This window comes from Streptosporangium becharense, assembly GCF_014204985.1.
Taxonomy (GTDB): domain Bacteria; phylum Actinomycetota; class Actinomycetes; order Streptosporangiales; family Streptosporangiaceae; genus Streptosporangium; species Streptosporangium becharense.
Window position 1 is genome coordinate 3,189,222 of the sequence record NZ_JACHMP010000001.1, and the last position, 15,951, is coordinate 3,205,172.

General features: G+C 71.5%; 19 protein-coding genes. 11 read left to right on the plus strand and 8 right to left on the minus strand.

Annotation, left to right across the window (positions count from 1 at the left end):
- Window positions 1-173: 173 nt before the first annotated feature.
- Entirely contained in the window at window positions 174-1,604 is a 1,431-nt protein-coding gene (locus F4562_RS35820; protein WP_184537992.1) for a DUF2637 domain-containing protein, read from the plus strand.
- 61 nt (window positions 1,605-1,665) lie between these two features.
- Window positions 1,666-2,874, plus strand: coding sequence for a fumarylacetoacetate hydrolase family protein (locus F4562_RS13670; protein WP_184537990.1), 1,209 nt, complete (start codon window positions 1,666-1,668; stop codon window positions 2,872-2,874).
- On the opposite strand, the gene F4562_RS13675 is transcribed toward F4562_RS13670, so the two are convergent.
- The 3 genes from F4562_RS13675 to F4562_RS13685 all read right to left on the minus strand — a co-directional run bounded on the left by F4562_RS13675 (window position 2,871) and on the right by F4562_RS13685 (window position 4,468).
- A complete protein-coding gene (locus tag F4562_RS13675) occupies window positions 2,871-3,137 on the minus strand; it encodes a GlsB/YeaQ/YmgE family stress response membrane protein (RefSeq protein ID WP_184537988.1) in 267 nt (88 codons plus the stop codon). The two genes, F4562_RS13670 and F4562_RS13675, sit on opposite strands and share 4 nt — an antisense overlap.
- A gap of 372 nt (window positions 3,138-3,509) precedes the next feature.
- Window positions 3,510-3,968 carry a 2-C-methyl-D-erythritol 2,4-cyclodiphosphate synthase gene (ispF, locus tag F4562_RS13680; protein ID WP_184537986.1) on the minus strand — a complete coding sequence of 153 codons (459 nt, stop codon included), beginning with the start codon at window positions 3,966-3,968 and terminating at the stop codon, window positions 3,510-3,512.
- A 17-nt stretch (window positions 3,969-3,985) separates the two neighbouring features.
- Window positions 3,986-4,468, minus strand: coding sequence for a CarD family transcriptional regulator (locus F4562_RS13685; RefSeq protein ID WP_030924410.1), 483 nt, complete (start codon window positions 4,466-4,468; stop codon window positions 3,986-3,988).
- A 260-nt stretch (window positions 4,469-4,728) separates the two neighbouring features.
- On the opposite strand from F4562_RS13685, the gene F4562_RS13690 reads away from it, so the two are divergent.
- Window positions 4,729-5,325: a copper chaperone PCu(A)C gene (locus tag F4562_RS13690; protein ID WP_184537984.1), complete on the plus strand. Its 597-nt coding sequence runs from the start codon at window positions 4,729-4,731 to the stop codon at window positions 5,323-5,325.
- A 314-nt stretch (window positions 5,326-5,639) separates the two neighbouring features.
- On the opposite strand, the gene F4562_RS13695 is transcribed toward F4562_RS13690, so the two are convergent.
- Window positions 5,640-6,329: a response regulator gene (locus F4562_RS13695; protein WP_184537982.1), complete on the minus strand. Its 690-nt coding sequence runs from the start codon at window positions 6,327-6,329 to the stop codon at window positions 5,640-5,642.
- Window positions 6,326-7,507, minus strand: coding sequence for a sensor histidine kinase (locus F4562_RS13700; RefSeq protein ID WP_184539512.1), 1,182 nt, complete (start codon window positions 7,505-7,507; stop codon window positions 6,326-6,328). The genes F4562_RS13695 and F4562_RS13700 overlap by 4 nt, the downstream gene beginning before the upstream one ends.
- A gap of 158 nt (window positions 7,508-7,665) precedes the next feature.
- Here F4562_RS13700 and phoU point away from each other — a divergent pair, with 158 nt between their 5' ends.
- Window positions 7,666-8,325, plus strand: a complete 660-nt coding sequence (gene phoU, locus F4562_RS13705) for a phosphate signaling complex protein PhoU (protein ID WP_184537980.1) — start codon at window positions 7,666-7,668, stop codon at window positions 8,323-8,325.
- A 172-nt stretch (window positions 8,326-8,497) separates the two neighbouring features.
- On the opposite strand, the gene F4562_RS13710 is transcribed toward phoU, so the two are convergent.
- From F4562_RS13710 to mshA, 3 genes are all read right to left on the minus strand, one after another.
- Entirely contained in the window at window positions 8,498-9,241 is a 744-nt protein-coding gene (locus tag F4562_RS13710) for a phosphoglyceromutase (protein ID WP_184537978.1), read from the minus strand.
- 102 nt (window positions 9,242-9,343) lie between these two features.
- A complete protein-coding gene (locus tag F4562_RS13715; protein ID WP_184537976.1) occupies window positions 9,344-9,829 on the minus strand; it encodes a type III secretion system chaperone family protein in 486 nt (161 codons plus the stop codon).
- Window positions 9,830-9,915: 86 nt separating this feature from the next.
- On the minus strand, window positions 9,916-11,154 hold the full coding sequence (gene mshA / locus F4562_RS13720; RefSeq protein ID WP_221206300.1) for a D-inositol-3-phosphate glycosyltransferase: 1,239 nt from the start codon (window positions 11,152-11,154) through the stop codon (window positions 9,916-9,918).
- 142 nt (window positions 11,155-11,296) lie between these two features.
- Here mshA and F4562_RS13725 point away from each other — a divergent pair, with 142 nt between their 5' ends.
- The 7 genes from F4562_RS13725 to F4562_RS13755 all read left to right on the plus strand — a co-directional run bounded on the left by F4562_RS13725 (window position 11,297) and on the right by F4562_RS13755 (window position 15,946).
- Window positions 11,297-12,034: an SDR family oxidoreductase gene (locus F4562_RS13725; protein ID WP_184537972.1), complete on the plus strand. Its 738-nt coding sequence runs from the start codon at window positions 11,297-11,299 to the stop codon at window positions 12,032-12,034.
- 2 nt (window positions 12,035-12,036) lie between these two features.
- The gene (locus F4562_RS13730) at window positions 12,037-12,828 is read left to right on the plus strand and encodes a class I SAM-dependent methyltransferase (protein WP_184537970.1); all 792 of its coding nucleotides are present in this window, start codon (window positions 12,037-12,039) and stop codon (window positions 12,826-12,828) included.
- Window positions 12,829-13,008: 180 nt separating this feature from the next.
- Complete coding sequence (locus F4562_RS13735) at window positions 13,009-13,545, plus strand: GNAT family N-acetyltransferase (protein WP_184537968.1); 537 nt, start codon at window positions 13,009-13,011, stop codon at window positions 13,543-13,545.
- 61 nt (window positions 13,546-13,606) lie between these two features.
- Window positions 13,607-13,969: a BlaI/MecI/CopY family transcriptional regulator gene (locus tag F4562_RS13740; RefSeq protein WP_184537966.1), complete on the plus strand. Its 363-nt coding sequence runs from the start codon at window positions 13,607-13,609 to the stop codon at window positions 13,967-13,969.
- 2 nt (window positions 13,970-13,971) lie between these two features.
- A complete protein-coding gene (locus F4562_RS13745; RefSeq protein ID WP_221206109.1) occupies window positions 13,972-14,898 on the plus strand; it encodes a M56 family metallopeptidase in 927 nt (308 codons plus the stop codon).
- A gap of 73 nt (window positions 14,899-14,971) precedes the next feature.
- A complete protein-coding gene (locus F4562_RS13750; RefSeq protein ID WP_184537962.1) occupies window positions 14,972-15,496 on the plus strand; it encodes a helix-turn-helix domain-containing protein in 525 nt (174 codons plus the stop codon).
- A gap of 3 nt (window positions 15,497-15,499) precedes the next feature.
- The gene (locus F4562_RS13755) at window positions 15,500-15,946 is read left to right on the plus strand and encodes a hypothetical protein (protein WP_184537961.1); all 447 of its coding nucleotides are present in this window, start codon (window positions 15,500-15,502) and stop codon (window positions 15,944-15,946) included.
- The last annotated feature ends 5 nt before the right edge of the window (window positions 15,947-15,951 follow it).

Here is a 15,951-nt window from a genome sequence, read left to right on the forward strand (position 1 = left end):
GTTCCTCCCCCGATGGACGACTCGCCCTGAATTCTGGTGAACGATCACCCGTTCCCGGGCCCGGCCGCCCCCCGCCCCGCCGCCCGCCGGCCCACCCGGGTGACCCTCCGTCTTCACGGTCTGATCGGTTGCTCCGATCACGCGAGGTGCCGATTCTGTAGGCTCGAAGCGCCATGGACGTGAAATCCCCCGCGGCGGCAGACCAACTCTCCCGCCCGTCTCCAGCCCAGTACGTCCCCGCCGCGCCGAGCCGGATGGGCGCCGCCCTGCGCCACGCCGGGATCGCCGTCGCCGGACTGGGCGTCACAGCCCTGACCGGTGCGGCCTGCGTGCTCTCCTTCGAGGACCTGCGCGCACTCGCGATCGCCGGCGGGGCACCCGCCGAGCTCGCCTACCTCTACCCGGCGGGCTTCGACGCGTTGCTGGTCATCGCGATGATCGGTGTTCTGCTGCTGCGGGGCGGGCGCTGGCCCACCCGTCTGCAGGCGGGTGTGATCCTGACGCTGCTCCTCGCCGCCGCCACCGCCGCCGAGGTCGCGACCGCCCTGCGGATGCCGGTGGGCAAGCCGCAGGCGGACGTCGTGGTCGCCGTCGCCCCCTGGGTCTTCCTGATCCTGGCCCTGTGGCTGCTGCTCCTGCTGGTCAAGCACGCCGCCGTCCGGCGGGCGGCCGGCGGCGCCGGCGGCATGGTCCGGGCCGGCCACGGGTACGACATCCTCCCGTTCCCGGAAGCGGATCTTCCCACCGCGGAGTACCCCACCGCGGAGAGCCGCCGCGAGTGGCGGAGCACGCCGGCTCCCGCGGAACACGCCGGGCCGCGGGACGACCCCGGCCCGGCGTCCCGGACCACCCGACCGGACCACCCGAACCACCCGGACCGGACGGACCACACCGACCGGACGGACCACCCGGACCGTGCGGGCCACACCGGCCGGGCGAATCACGCCGACCGGACGGACCGGCCGAGCCGTGTGGACAACGACCGGGCGGCGCACACGCCCCACGCGGTCCCCCCGGGACAGCTCGTCCACCACCCGGCGGCTGAGATCATGCTCGACCCGTTGGAGGCTCCTCCCCTGGAGGCCGTCCCGCACCACGACCTTCCCCCGGCGGAGCCGGTCGTCGGCCCCACGGCGGCACCGGAGACACCCGAGGTCACCGACCTCCCCCCGGTCCCTCCGTCCGACGTGCCCGCGAAGGCGGACCGGCCGCTGCGCTGGGGCGATCTGGTCCGGCCGCACCCGGGTGACCAGCTCGTCCATCCGCGCCGCTCCGCCGCGGAGGCGGGGTCCGGCCGGGTCAGCGAGCGGGTGGAGACCTGGGACGCGGCCCCCGGTTCCCCGCCGAAGCCGGAGACCGAGGTGGCCGACCGCGACGCCGACACCCAGCCCTTCCCCGTCGTGAAGGGCCGCCCCCTCGGCGATGCGGCGGGGCACGCGGAAGGAGCGGACGCCGCGGCCGATTCGGACGGGTCGCCGGATCCGGCGCACCGGGCCGGCGCCGCCGATCCCGCGGAGGAGGCCGGTGATCGGGAGCACGGCGGTGACACCGCGGCTCCGCCGTCCGGGCGGATGCGCAGCACCCCCGTTCCGCCTGCGGAATGAGGGGCGAAAGCTTGACTCGTCCGGCATGACGCCCTGACCCGATCCGGGGAACCATGCGGGCGTGACAACGTGCTGGGTAAAGGCTTCCGACGACAGCGGCTTCCCGGTGAGCAACCTGCCCTACGGGGTCTTCTCACGCCGTGGCGAGTTTCCGCGGGTCGGGGTGGCCGTCGGCGGGCAGGTGCTCGACCTGAGTCTGCTGGCCGCCAACGGGGTGCTGAAGGACTCCCACTGGTTCGCCTCCGGCACCCTCAACGCCTTCCTGTCCGCAGGACCGCGTGTCTGGCAGAGCGTCAGGGAGCAGCTGATCTCCCTGCTCACCGAGCCGGCGCGGCGCCCGGCGGTGCTGCCGGCGCTCGTGCCCGTGGTCGAGGTGCGGATGCACCTGCCCTTCCACGTGGGCGACCTGATCCGCTTCCAGACGTCCATCGAGCACGAGACCAACCTGGGGCGGATGTTCCGGCCACCGGCCGACCCGCTGCCGCGCAACTGGCCTCGGATGCCCATCGGGCAGTACGGCAGGGCGTCGAGCGTGGTCGTCTCCGGGACTCCGGTCGTACGCCCGTACGGGCAGCTGCGGGGCCCGGGCGAGAGCGACCCGGTCTTCGGCCCGTCCACCCGGCTGGACCTGTCCGCCGAGATCGGATACGTGGTCGGCGGGCCGACTCCCTCTCCGCACGGGCCGGGGACGTGGTCGTTCGAGGATCACGTCTTCGGGGTGGTGCTGGTCAACGGCTGGCGTGCGTGGGACATCATCGCCTGGGAGAGCGCGCCGCTCGGGCCGTTCCTCGGACAGTTCGCCACCTCGGTCTCGCCGTGGGTGGTACCGCTCGCGGCGCTGGAGCACGCCAGGGTGGCGCCGCCCGTCCAGGACCCGCCTCCGCCGCCCTACCTGGCCGTTCGGAGGCCGTGGGGTCTGGACCTCACCCTGCGGGTGGAGCTGAACGGCAGGCTTCTGTCGGAACCGCCGTTCGCCGTCCAGTATTGGACCGGCCCGCAGCTATTCGCCCACATGTCGGTGGGCGGCGCCCCGCTGCGGGCCGGCGATCTGATCACCTCGGGGCCCGTGTCGGGATCGGCCCGCAGCCAGTTCGGAACACTGCTGGAACTGGCCTGGAACGGCCGGGACCCGCTCGGTATGCCTGACGGGACCGAGCGGGTCTTCCTGGAGGACGGCGACACGGTGCGCATCACCGCGGCCGCTTCCGGGCCGGAAGGAATCCCGCTGAGCCTCGGCGAGGTGACGGGGACGGTTCGTCCCGCTGCCTAGACCCTGGAGCGCTTGAAGCCGGCCACCAGACCGACGCCGACGGCGGCCAGGACCACCTGCATCACCAGCTCGATCCAGTCGATGCCGGGGGTGGTGGAGACACCGACGCTCTGGGCGATCGCGGTACCGATCAGCGCGGCCACGATACCGACGGCGACGGTCAGAACCCAGCCGATCGTCTGGCGGCCGGGAAGCACCAGACGGCCGAGAGCACCGACGACGGCCCCGATGACGATGGCTCCCAGAATGGACGCGATAGTCATTTCAACCTCCCAGTGAGGGCGAGACCTTCACTCTCACGGTGGAGGTGGCTACCCCACGCGTCACGAATACACCTGGAGTCGGAAGATTCTCATCGGCGGGATTCCCGGGACCGCGCCGGATGCGGCGTTCCGAGGCCCGCCACCGACGCCGGGCGGGGGCCTCCACCGGCCGGGTCTCCCTCGGGTGAACTCCCGCATTCCCGCCCGCGGCACGACGGCCATGGGCCGACCGGCGATTCACAAATCGTCCGGCGAGAAAAAGGGTGGCCCGTACCGCGCCAGTAAACGGGCCACCCTGGAATGAATCGCGAGCATTCCGCGCCGCTCGCCGGAACGCGTCCGCGTTCCGTACGAGAAGACGCCGGAGTGGTCCTACGGGTTCACCACGATCGCGGTGGCGATCGCGGCGATTCCCTCACCTCTGCCGGTGAGGCCGAGCCCGTCGGTGGTGGTGGCGCTGACGCTCACCGGGGCACCCACGGCGGCGCTGAGAACCTTCTCGGCCTCGGCGCGGCGGGGCGCCATCTTGGGCCTGTTGCCGACCACCTGGATCGCCACGTTGCCGATCTCGAAACCGGCGGCGCGCACCTGGCGCGCGGTCTCCTCCAGGAGGGTGACGCCGGAGGCACCGGCCCAGCGGGGATCGGCCGTGCCGAACAGGCCGCCGAGATCACCCAGACCGGCCGCGGACAGCAACGCGTCACAGGCCGCGTGCGCCGCGGTGTCACCGTCGGAGTGTCCGGCCAGACCTGTTTCGCCTGGCCAGTGGAGCCCGGCGAGATGGAGTTCGCGACCGGATGCGAAGGGGTGGACGTCGACACCGACGCCCACCCTCGGAAATGTCGTGTTCAGGAGTTGAGAACCTCGTCCAACAGGGCTTCGGCCTTGTCCTCGTTGGTCTTCTCCGCGAGCGCGAGCTCACTGACCAGGATCTGCCGCGCCTTAGCCAGCATCCGCTTCTCTCCTGCGGAGAGTCCACGCTCCCTGTCGCGTCGCCACAGGTCGCGGACGACCTCGGCCACCTTGTTGACGTCGCCGGACGCCAGCTTCTCAAGGTTTGCCTTGTAACGGCGCGACCAGTTCGTGGGCTCTTCGGTGTGAGGCATGCGAAGCACGTCGAAGACGCGCTCAAGGCCCTCCTGCCCGACGACATCGCGAACACCAACGAGTTCGGCGTTGTCTGCCGGCACCTGGACGGTAAGGTCGCCCTTGTCGACCTTGAGAACCAGGTAGGTCCTTTCCTCACCTTTGATGGTTCGGGTCGTGATCGCCTCGATCCGAGCAGCCCCGTGGTGGGGGTAGACGACAGTGTCGCCGACCTGGAAAGTCATGTGACAAGTACCCCTTCCGCTGTACTCAAGAGTACCACGTATCCACAGCCTCCCGGAACAGTGAAATCACCATAACTGCAGGTCAAAGCCGCATCTTATGACTTGACAAACACGCAACTGTATGAATCAACGAGCTAAAAAGCGGCTATGACCTGCGTTCTCGTCTTGCGGTGATCGGGTGGGCCGCCGGAAAACCCGGTGCGGCTCATGGATAGGGTTGGCCCTGTCCCATCGCATGTGTGACAAGGAGTACTCGTACCGTGACCCGCAACCGCCGTCACCGGGCGATCGCCGCCGCCGCGTTCCTCGCAGCCGCCCCGGCCCTGGCCGGCTGTGGGGCCGGTTTCGACGCGACCACCAACAAGCCCTACGCCCCCACCGAGGCACTGGCCGTCAACACCGAGCAGGGCATCAAGATCTCGCAGGCGTTCTTCCTCGGCCCCGACAGCGGCGCGCAGCTGGCCGCCGGCGGCTCCACGCCGCTGTACCTGTCGATGGTCAACACCAACCAGACGCCCGACACGCTCGTCGGTCTCGGCGTCGACCCCGCCGTGGGCACCGCGAAGGTGAGCGCGCCCGTCACCCTCCCCCCCAACCAGCGGGTGGCGACCGGCCAGCCGACGCCGGGGATCCTGATCGAGGGCCTCAAGAAGCCGCTTCGCGGCGGTGAGAGCATCACCGTGCAGTTGCAGTTCACCAACGCGGGCGTCGTGCCGCTGACGATCCCGGTCATCACCCGCAGCCGCGAGTTCACCGCCTACCCGGCGGCTCCGAACGCCACCCCCGCCCCCACTCCCACCCCGACGCCCAGCGCCTCCACCGCGGGTGAGGGCGACCACGGCACCGAAGGCCACTGAGAGCCACTGAAGGCCGCTGAGGACCACCGAAGCCGCAGCGGGGTCGCGAAGGCCGCCACACCGCCTCAGGAGCCCCTGTGGCGGTGTGGCGCCGCCAGAGGGAACGAGGCGGGGGAAGCAGGCCGAAGGGCCCGTACGGCCCGTCAGGAGACCGGAGGGCATGCACCCGCCGGAAGACGGAAGGGCCCGGCACGGCGCGGACGCGCCGTACCGGGCCTCGGTCGTCTCGCCGGCCCCGCGCCAGGTCCGGGCGAGACATCCGGGTCCGAACAGGACGCCCGGTCCGGGCGAGACGTCCGGACCGCGGCGAGACCTCAGACCTCGACGGGGTCGAACTTGTAGCCCAGGCCCCGGACGGTGAGGATGCAGCGCGGGTTGGACGGGTCCGACTCGACCTTGGCACGCAGCCGCTTGACGTGGACGTCCAGGGTCTTGGTGTCGCCCACGTAGTCGGCGCCCCAGACCCGGTCGATGAGCTGCCCCCGGGTGAGGACCCGGCCGGCGTTGCGGAGCAGCACCTCCAGCAGCTCGAACTCCTTCAGCGGAAGCTGCACCGCCTCGCCGCGCACCGCGACGGTGTGCCGGTCGACGTCCATGCGGACCGGGCCGGCGGCGAGCACCGCGGACTCCGGCTCCTCCACGTCGCCCTGCCTGCGCAGCACCGCCCGGATGCGGGCCACCAGCTCCCGCGAGGAGAAGGGCTTGGTGACGTAGTCGTCGGCGCCGAGTTCCAGCCCCACGACCTTGTCGATCTCGCTGTCCTTGGCCGTGAGCATGATGACGGGCACGTTCGAGCGCTGGCGGAGCGAGCGACAGACCTCGGTTCCGGGCAGGCCCGGGAGCATCAGGTCGAGCAGCACCAGGTCGGCGCCGCTGCGGTCGAAGGTCTCCAGCGCCTCGGGCCCGGTGGCTGCCACGGCGACCTCGAAGCCCTCCTTGCGCAGCATGTACGACAGGGCGTCGGAGAACGACTCCTCGTCCTCGACTACAAGCACGCGGGTCACTGCGCGGCCTCCAGGGGGATCTTGGTGGTACCGGGGGTTGCGACCGCCATGCCGCCGAACGCGGGCAGGCGGAGTGTGAAGGTGGAGCCGGAACCTTCCTTGCTCCAGACCGTGACCGCCCCGTTGTGGGCGGCGGCCACGTGCTTGACGATGGCCAGGCCGAGACCTGTGCCGCCGGTCGCGCGCGAACGTGCCGCGTCGACGCGGAAGAAACGCTCGAAGATCCGCTCCTGTGCGCTCTCGGGGATGCCGATCCCCTGGTCGCTCACGCTGATCTCGACCGAGTCGGAGTGCGGGCCGGCCACCCGGGCGCTGACCACGACCCGGGTGTGCTCGGGACTGTAGGCGACCGCGTTGTCGATGAGGTTGCGCAACGCGGTGATGAGGAGTTCGTCGTCCCCCCAGATCTGCAGCCCCTCGGCGCCGCCGGCGACCAGGGTGATGTCCTTGGCCGCCGCGGTGGTGTTGCAGCGGTCGATGGCATCGTGCACCACCTCGTCGATGGGGACCGGGCCCGGGGTGGGGATGGGTTCGGCGCCCTGGATGCGCGAGAGGGTGATGAGGTCCTGGACCAGGTAGGTCAGGCGGGCGGCCTCGTGCTGCATGCGTCCGGCGAACCGGGTGACCGCCTCGGGGTCGTCGGCGGCGTCCTGGATGGTCTCGGCCAGCAGCGACAGCGCACCCACGGGTGTCTTGAGCTCGTGGCTGACGTTGGCCACGAAGTCGCGGCGGACCGCCTCGACCCTGCGGTGCTCGGTCTGGTCCTCGGCGAGGACGAGCACCTGGCCGTAGGAGCCCAGCGGGGCGACCCGCACGGCGAAACTGGTCGCCTCCTGGCCGAACCGGTGGCCGATCACCTCGATCTCGCTCTCGCGGATCTCGCCGTCCCGGCGCACCTTCCTGGCCAGCGCGAGCAGCTCGGCGGCCATCAGGCGGTCGCCCTTGACCAGGCCGAAGGCCCGCGCCGCCGAACTGGCCCGCAGCACCCGGTCCTGCCTGTCGAGCACGACCGCCGACGACGGCAGCACGGCCAGGACCGAGGCGACCCCCGGAGGCAGCGCCCCGGGGTCGACGCCGTCGAGGGATGCCACCGGCCTCTGTTGCACCATCCCCTGGCGGACGACCATCACGGCCAGCGCACCCACGACGAAGCCGGCCAACACGGCCAGACTCGCCATCAGTTCACTCACGTGGTCCTCCCGTAGCCTTCACGTCCTCGATGGTAGGTGGGGGTTTCCCGCTTGGGGACAGGTCAGGGGGGGTGACCACGCTCTTTCCCGCAAAGTTCATTTTATGGTCGAGGTTCGTTCACCGTCGCGCGCGTACGTTGGGTGCCATGCGCGACGCCTACCACGACGAACTCGACGCCCTCACCGTGCGGCTGGTCGAGATGACCAGGTTGGTGAGGTCGGCGATCTCGCGGGCCACCACCGCCCTGCTGGACGCGGACCTGCACCTCGCGGAGAGCGTCATCTCCCACGACGAGGAGGTCGACCGCATCTTCGCCGAGGTCGAGACGTCCATCTTCGACCTGATGGCCAGGCAGCAACCGGTCGCGGTGGACCTCAGGATGATCATCGCCGCGCTCCGGATGGGCGCCGACCTGGAGCGGATGGGCGACCTGGCCCAGCACGTCGCCAAGGTCGCCAGGCTGCGCCACCCCGAGTCCGCGGTCCCGCCGGAGATGCGTGCCACGATCCTGGAGATGGGGCAGGTCGCCGAGCGTCTCGTCACCAAGGCCGGCAGTTGCGTGGCCTCGCGCGACGTGGAGACGGCCCTGGAGCTGGAAGCCGACGACGACGCGATGGACCGGCTGCACCGCAGGCTGTTCAAGGTCCTGATGGCCCCCGACTGGAGGTACGGCGTCGAGCCGGCCATCGACGTGACGCTGATCGGCCGCTACTACGAGCGCTACGCCGACCACGCCGTCCGCGTCGCCCGCGACGTGGTCTACCTGGTGACGGGCTCGCGTCCGCACGACGTCACCGCCATGTGAACGTCCGGACGCCGCGGTCGCCTGCCGGGGGGACGGACCCGCCCGGTGCCCGCGAGGCCGAGGGCACCGGACGGCGCCGGACACCCGAGGCGACCGGGCGGGAGGCGGACGTATGACAGGAGGGGCCCGCCGGATCCGGCGGGCCCCTCCTGTCATACGAGGAGTATCCGGGTCACCTGCCCTGGTTGGCCACGGCCTCGGCCGCGGCCGCCGCGGCGTCGGGGTCGAGGTAGCGGCCCCCCTTGGCGACGGGGTGGAAGTCGCCGTCCAGCTCGTACACCAGCGGGATGCCCGTGGGGATGTTGAGCCCGGCGATCTCGTCGTCGCCGATCCCGTCCAGGTGCTTGACCAGCGCGCGGAGCGAGTTGCCGTGCGCGGCGACCAGGACGGTCCTGCCCGCCGCGAGGTCCGGCACGATCCGGTCGAACCAGTACGGCAGCATGCGCTGGACGACGTCCTTGAGGCACTCGCTCCGCGGGACGAGCTCGCTCGGCATGTGCCCGTAGCGGGCGTCGCCGACCTGGGAGAACTCGTCGTCGTCGGCGATCGGCGGGGGCGGGACGTCGTAGGAGCGCCGCCAGAGCATGAACTGCTCGTCGCCGAACTCGGCACGCGTCTGCGCCTTGTCCTTGCCCTGCAGGGCTCCGTAGTGGCGCTCGTTGAGCCGCCAGGACCTGGTGACCGGCAGCCACAGCAGGTCGGCGACGCCCAGCGCGAGGTTGGCCGTCTGGATCGCCCGGGTCAGCAGGGAGGTGTGCACCGTGTCGGGCCGCACCCCGGCCTCGACGAGCAGCCTGCCTCCCCGGCGGGCCTCCTCCTCGCCCTTGGCCGAGAGCCCGGCGTCCACCCATCCGGTGAACAGACCCTTGGCGTTCCACTCACTCTCACCGTGCCGAAGCAGCACCAAAGTCGACATGCCGTCCAGCTTAGTGGGCGGCCTCCCGGCGACCCCGGCCACCGGCCGCTGCCCCCGGCTCCGACCGCCCGGCGGCCGTCGCCGGGCGATGGGTCCGGCGGGTCAGCGGTCGGAGTCGGGGTCGGCGAAGCCGGCGAACGCCCGCAGGTTGGCGAGCGACTCGCCGTGCTTGACCCGCCACGCCCACTCGCGCCGGATCGAGGAGGCGAAGCCGAGCTCCAGCGCGCGGTTGAACCCCTCGTCGGCGTAGGTCAGGACGCATCCGAGGAGCCGGTCGATCTCCTCCGCGGTGACCGCGGCCGCGGGGACCCGGCCCACCAGGTAGACGTCGCCCTCCCGGTCGAGGGAGAAGTGCACGCCGTACATGGAGCCGTTCTTGGTGAGCAGCCAGCGGTAGAACTCGGCGTGGTTCTCGTCGGGCCGGCGGCAGAAGAACGCCTCGACGTTCAGCGCCTCACCGCCGACGATCAGCCAGACCATGGTCGTGAGCTTTTTCTGGCCGGGAAGCCGGGCCAGGAAGGCGCCCGGCCGGGCCTCCTCGAAGGAGATCTCCGCGTCCTTCAGCGCCGCCTCGATCACTTCACGCATGCGCCCACCCTACGGCCGGGCCCGGGGGCGTCCGAGCCCGGGAAGGGCGTTCCCCTTTTCAGGAGTTGACGGCCACCAGGAGCTTTTCAGGAGTTGACGGCCACCGGGAGCCGGTGGAGGTCGGCCATCGCCCCGGCGTAGACCTCGGCGAGCCGCGCCGCGGTGGCCGACCAGCCGAAGGCCGCGGCCTGGGCCACGGCACCCGCCGACAGGGCCTCCCGCCAGGCGGGCATGCGCAGGAAGCGGCTCAGCGTCTGTGCCCAGTCGTGCGGGTCGTGCCCCTCGACGAGCGCACCGGACACGCCGTCGCGCACCGCGGTGCGCAGGCCGCCCACGGACGCGGCGACCACCGGGGTGCCGCACGCCTGCGACTCCAGGGCCACCAGGCCGAACGACTCGCTGTGCGAGGGGACGACCGTCACGTCCGCGGCGCGGTACCAGTCGGCCAGTTCGTGCTGGGGAGCCGGGGGGACGATCCGGACCACGTCCGAGATCCCCAGTGAGGCGGCCACGTCGGTCAGGTACGAGGGCCGGGCCAGGCCGTTGCCGCTGGGGCCGCCGACGCAGGCGACGACCAGCCTGGACCTGAGCGAGGGGTCCTCGATGAGCATCCGGGCCGCGGCGCGCAACAGCACGTCGGGGGCCTTCAGCGGTTGCACGCGGCCCACGAACAGCAGCACGTGGGCGTCCTGGGGCAGGTTCAGCCGGTGACGCGCCGCGCCTTTGGAGGCGGGCTGGAAGACCGTGAGGTTGACCCCGGGGTTGACCACCTCGACGCGTTCGGGGGTCGCGTCGTACAGCTCGACGAGCTCACGGGCCTCGGTCGGGGTGTTGGCCACCAGGCGGTCGGCCACGTCCACGACCTGCTGCTCGCCCAGCACCCGGGCGGTCGGCTCGGGCCGGTCGTCCTCGGCCAGCAGGAGGTTCTTCACCTTGGCCATGGTGTGCATGGTGTGCACCAGCGGCAGGCCCCAGCGTTCCTTGGCGAGCCAGCCGACCTGGCCGGAAAGCCAGTAGTGGGAGTGGATGACGTCGTAGCGGCCCGGTTCGTACATGGCCTCGGTCCGCAGCACGCCCGACAGGAACGCGCAGAGCTGGCCGGGCAGGTCGCCCTTGTCGAGTTCCTCGTACGGCCCGGCGGTGATGTGACGGACGGAGACGCCGGGAACGATCTCCGCGGTCGGTGGCAGGTCCCGCGACGTCTGCCGGGTGAAGATCTCGACCTCCACCCCCAGCTCGGCCAGTCGTTTGGCTACCTCGACGATATAGACGTTCATGCCGCCCGCGTCTCCGGTCCCCGGTTGGTCCAGGGGGGACGTGTGCATACTGATCGTCGCGACCCGGTTGACCCGCCGTCGCCTCACCGACACCACCTCCGAGAGGGCTCAACTACCTATTAATCCGCAACATTCCCGACACATGGCCGCGTTCGGGTCACCTCGGACGACCCTGGCAGGATGGTGGGCCATGAGGAAGACGGCTGTGGTGACAGGGGCCAGCAGTGGGATCGGCGAGGCGACGGCCCGCCGGCTGGCCGCGGAGGGCTTCGACGTGGTGGCCGCGGCGCGGCGCCGCGACCGGCTGGACCGGCTGGCCGCCGAGGTGCCGGGCATCCGCGCGGCCACGCTGGACGTGACGTCGCAGGAGTCGGTGGACGCGTTCGCCGCCTCGCTCGACCGCTGCGACGTGCTGGTCAACAACGCCGGCGGCGCGATCGGCCTGGAGCCGGTGGCCACCGGGAAGGTGGCCGACTGGCAGCGGATGTACGACGTCAACGTGCTCGGCACCCTCCGCGTCACCCAGGCGCTGCTGCCCCGGCTGATCGAGTCCGGAGACGGCGTGCTGCTGATGCTGACCTCGGTGGCCGGGCTGGTCTCGTACGAGGGCGGCGGCGGCTACAACGCGGCCAAGCACGCGCAGACCTCGATGACCGAGGTGCTGCGGCTGGAACTGGTCGGGCAGCCGGTCCGGATCGTCGAGATCGCCCCGGGGATGGTGCACACCGAGGAGTTCTCCCTGAACCGTTTCCGCGGTGACGCCACCGCCGCCGGCCGCGTCTACGAGGGGGTGCCCGGCCCGCTGTCCGCCGACGACGTGGCCGACGCCATCGCCTGGAGTGTGACCCGCCCGGCCCACGTGAACATCGACCGCATGGTCATCCGCCCCCGTGCCCAGGCCGCCCAGCACAAGATCCACCGCGTCTGACCGTGGCGAAACCCATCGGAGAGATCACCAGGGGGACCACCGGCCACAACCGCCTGCGGCGCGCGGACCGGTGGGTCGCCGCCGCGCACGGGCGCCTGCTGCGCGGAGCCGACCGCCCGCTGGTGGTCGACCTCGGCTACGGGGCCTCCCACGTCACGACCCTGGAGATGTTCCTGCGGCTGCGCCGGGTCTGCCCCTCTGTCGAGGTCGTCGGGATCGAGATCGACCCGGCGCGGGTCGCGGCGGCCGGACCCCACGCGTGTCCGGGGCTGTCGTTCGCGCTGGGCGGTTTCGAGCTGCCGGTGGACCGCCCGCCCCTGCTGGTCAGGGCGTTCAACGTGCTCAGGCAGTACGACGAGGCGCGGGCGTGGGAGTACTGGGAGATGCTCCGGCGGCGGCTCGCGCCGGACGGGGTGATCGTCGAAGGCACCTGCTCGGAGGTGGGGCACCGCGCGGTCTGGGTGGGGCTCGACCGCGCAGGCCCCCGGACCCTCACCTTCTCGGCCCGCTTCGACGCCTTCGAGCGTCCCTCCGACCTGGCCGACCGACTGCCCAAGACGCTCATCCACCGCAACGTGCCGGGTGAGCCCGTCCACGCCTTCCTGCGCGACTTCGACCGCGCCTGGGCGGTCAGCGCTCCCTTCGCGGCCTACGGCTCCCGCCGGCGCTGGATCGCCGCCGCGGAGACGCTCGCCGCCACCTGGCCGGTGGCCGTGCGGCCTCCGCTCGGCGGCCGGTCGCGCTGGCGGCTCGGTGAGATCACCGTCTCCTGGGCCGCGGTCGCCCCCCTCTGACGCCGCCCGGCGGGGACCACGACCGCCGGGTCCGAGAGCACCGGGTCCAGGAGCGCCGGGCCGGCTGCCCGAGCCCAGGAGGCCGGGGCAGGTGCCCGAGCCCGGGAGGCCGGGGCAGGCGTCCCGGGGCGGGTCCCACCACCGCGGCCGCCCCGGAAGGGCGGCCGATAAGGTCATGCCATGGCGGAACCGAGCCTCGCGGAACAGCTGAGCTTCGTGGTGGATCCCGAACTCACCGGCGCCCTGACGGACGAACTCATCGACTGCTGGACGGACGTGACGAACGCCGGCGGGTCGGTGGGCTTCGTTCCACCGGTGACCCCCGACGACATCAGGCCCACGGCCGTCAGGTCCTTCGCGGCGTGCGGTGAGACCGACCACCTGCTGGTCGGCTTCACCCCGGAGGGCCGGGTGGCCTGCTGGCTCATCCTGGGCGATACCGGGTCTCCGCTGCGGGCCCACTGGCGCTGGGTGCTGCGGGTGATGGTCCACCCCAAACACCAGGGCCGGGGGTACGGGGCGCTGTTGCTGCGCGCCGCCGACGACGCCGCCCGTGGTCTGGGCGCCGAGGCGCTGCACCTGACGGTCCGCGGCGGCACCGGGACCGACGGGTTCTACGCCCGCCTGGGATACACCGAGGTCGGCCGGATCCCGAAGGCGATCCGGCCGACCCCGGGCGACGACCGGGATGAGATCTACATGGTGAAGAACCTGTGACGCAGGTCACTCGACAACCCGTAGTACTACCCCTCGTGGTGCGGGAGTTAGGCTTGAACGCGTGAAGGGTCTCGGCGAGCTTGAACGCAGCATCATGGACATCATCTGGGCACAGCCATCTCCTGTGACGGCGCGCGAGGTCGGGCGTCTGATCGCCGACCGCGACCTCGCGCCCACCACGGTGATGACCGTGCTCGACCGGCTGACCCGCAAGGGCTTCCTGGTCCGCAGGCGCGACGGCCGCGCGTGGCGGTACGAACCGGCGGAGAGCCGCGACGCGTACATCGCGGAGCTTATGCTTGAGGCACTGGACATGACCGGCGACCGGTCGGCGGCCCTCACCAGGTTCGCCCAGGCCGTGACCGGCACCGAAGCCGACATCCTCCGCAAGGCCCTGACGGACCTGGAGGAACTGGAGGACTAGTGATGACCGCGGCGGCCCTGGCGACGCTCGCCGTGGTCTGCGCGGTCGGAGCCTGGCGGTTCACCCGGGCCAGATGGACGTACCGGGCACCGCACGTGGCCATCGTGTTGTGGCAGGCCCTGGGGGTGACCTGGGGGCTGGCCGGGACCGGTGCGCTGCTCGCGTACGCCCTGGAGCCCTACAACCTGGGCGTGCTGCACGGCCTCCACGCCTTCGCCGTCTCGGCCGTCGACGGCGGGTACGGCGCCCCCGAGCCGTACGACCTGTCCAGACTGCTCGCCCTCATCATCGGGCTGACCGCTCTCAGCGTGCTGGTCATGGTCCTGCTCACCGCGGGCGTCCAGACGCTCCGTGCGCGGCACCGCCACCGCACGCTGCTCGCCCTCATCGCCCGCGACGACCCGGTGGTCCCGGGGGTGCGGGTGCTCGACCATCCGGGGGCCGCCGCCTACTGCCTGCCCGGCCTGCGTTCCCAGGTGGTGGTCAGCGAGGGCACCCTCAAGCTGCTCTCCTCCGACGAGCTCACCGCGGTCCTCGCGCACGAGGCCGCCCACGTCCGCGAGCGGCACGACCTGGTGCTGCTGCCGTTCGCCGCGCTCCGCCGGGCACTGCCCTGGTCCCGCCTGGTCGGCGACATCCAGGCCGAGGTCGGCCTGCTGGTGGAGATGGCGGCCGACGACGTGGCCCGCCGCTACTGTTCGCCGCGGCGCCTGGCGACCGCCCTGTTGCGCTTCGGCACGGCAGGCGCCGTCCCGGCCCCGCATGGGGCCCTGGGCGCCACCGCCTCCTCCTCGGCCGCCGTGATGGCACGGGTGGAACGCCTGGTCACCCCCGGCCCGTCCCTGCCCCGCCGGATCCGCTACGCCATCGTCGCCTTCTCGATCACCCTGACCTCGTCGGCACCGCTGCTGTGGCTGGTCCCGCACTGAGCGCACGACCCCGTGCTTGCAACTGTTAGCCTCCCCGTTTGCAATTGCAAGCAGAGCGAGGCAGACTGGAGGCATGGCACTACCCAAGGTCGGCTCGATCGGTGAGTACATCCGGGAGCAGCGCAAGCACGCGAAGATATCTCTGCGTCAGCTCGCCGCGGCGGCGGGAGTGTCCAACCCCTACCTCAGCCAGATCGAGCGGGGGCTGCGCAAGCCCAGCGCCGAGATCCTGAACCAGATCGCCAAGGGCCTGCACATCTCCTCGCAGGCGCTGTACGTCCAGGCCGGCCTCATCGAGGAGCGCGAGCCGGACAGCGACGTGCTGACCGCGATCAGGGCCGACCACTTCATCACCGAGCGCCAGCGCCAGGTGCTCATCGACATCTACGAGTCGTTCCGCAAGGAGAACCGCGCCGAGGCTCCGGACGAGGATGCGCAGACCTCCCAGAAAGCGCATCCCGCACCGGAGCCCCAGCCGGGTGACGCGGGCTCCTCGCCGGACGACGAGGCGCTGCCCGAGGCGTACCTGGCCGCGTTGAAACCGTACGCGGCCTCCCCGGGAAGCGATCGCATCACACAGGAAACCAAGGAAGGTTAACCCATGCCCATCACCACCGAAGTCAAGAAGCTCGCCGACTCCAAGCCGTTCTACGCCGTCGCGGGCGCCGGTGACTTCGCCGTCGAGAAGCTCCGTGAGCTTCCCGAGCAGCTTCAGAGGCTGCAGAGCCGTCGCGGCGAGCTCGGCGAGGTCGCCAAGGAACTGCCCGTCAAGGCCCGGGAGCTGGCCGGCAAGGCCGAGGGTTACGCCAGGGAGTTCCCGGAGAAGGCGCGCGACTACGCCGACCTGGTCGCGGTGCGGGCCGTCGAGATCTACGAGGAGTTCGCCACCCGCGGCCGCAAGGTCGTCTCCAAGGCGAGCGGTGAGGCCGCCCTGGAACTTGAGGAGGTCTCCGAGGCCGCCGAGCCGGCCGCCGCCGCTCCGGCCCCGAAGAAGACCACCCGTGCGCCGAAGTCGTCCGCGGCCGAGAACGACACCGCCGGCGCCTGACCGGC